Annotated in this window: 1 protein-coding gene; it reads left to right on the top strand. The window is 63.7% G+C overall.

The features are described 5' to 3' along the window. Positions 1 to 1121: IS30 family transposase (locus ABGB19_RS26025; RefSeq protein ID WP_347688890.1), on the top strand; the 1121-nt coding region annotated here is incomplete at both ends.

Genomic DNA, 1121 nt, shown 5'->3' with positions numbered 1-1121 from the left:
TCGACCTGGTGTGTGCCGGCACTCCGGTGCTCGAGGCCGAGCGACAGGTAGGTGTGTCGCGCAACGTCGGTTCAGCCTGGTGGCGCAAAGCTGGGGCGATGGAACTGCGAAAAGGTGCACGTGCAACTGGTCTGGCCGAGCCCGGTGATCGGAGCCGGCCTGGTGGCTGCGGGCACCGCCTCAGCTATGACGAACGCGTCGCGATCATGCGGGGGCGCGATCAAGGCCTCAAACAGGTCGAGATCGCTGATCAGCTCGGCCGTGATCCCAGCGTCATCTCCCGTGAGATCAAACGCAACCGCAATCCCGACGGCGATTACTACGCAGGGATGGCTCATGGTCGAGCGGCCCAGAAAGCCAAGCGGCCCAAAGTGTTCAAGCTCAACGACACCACGTTGTGCGCCGCCATCGGAAGGTGGATGGACGATGGGTGGAGCCCGAAGCTGATCGCTGAGGTCTTGGCCCGCGATCACCCCGATGACAGGCTGGCACGGGTGAGCCACGAAACCATCTACAAGTGTCTCTACGTGCAGGGCCGCGGCCAGTTGCGCGCCGATCTCAACAAGTGTTTGTCGACCAAACGAGCAGCCCGCAAGCCCCGGGGCCACACCGAGCGCCGCGGGAAGTTCAGCGATGTGATCGCCATCAGCCAGCGTCCCGCCGTGGTTGATGACCGTGCCGTACCGGGGCATTGGGAAGGTGACCTGATCCTGGGCGCCGGATGTGCCAGCGCGATCGGCACCCTGGTTGAGCGCAGCACCCGATTCACCATCCTGTTGCACCTACCCGACGATCACACCGCCGATTCGGTGGCCACCGCGATGATCGAGGCGATGAATGAGCTGCCGGCCCATCTGCGCCGCACCATCACCTGGGACCGCGGCAGTGAGATGGCCAGCTGGCACGACATCAGCCTGCAGTTGCAGGCCCCGGTCTACTTCTGCGATCCCCATTCACCCTGGCAGCGTGGCAGCAACGAAAACACCAACCGACTGCTGCGGTTCTGGTTCGAAAAGGGCGCCGACCTCAGCGGCTACACCAAAACCGACCTCAAACGGGTCCAAGACAAACTCAACAGCCGACCCCGACCCACCCTGAATCTCGACACTCCAGCCCAACGC

Origin of the sequence: Mycobacterium sp. B14F4, from assembly GCF_039871645.1 — a bacterium.
Classification (GTDB): domain Bacteria; phylum Actinomycetota; class Actinomycetes; order Mycobacteriales; family Mycobacteriaceae; genus Mycobacterium.
This window is presented reverse-complemented; position numbering and strand designations above follow the sequence as displayed.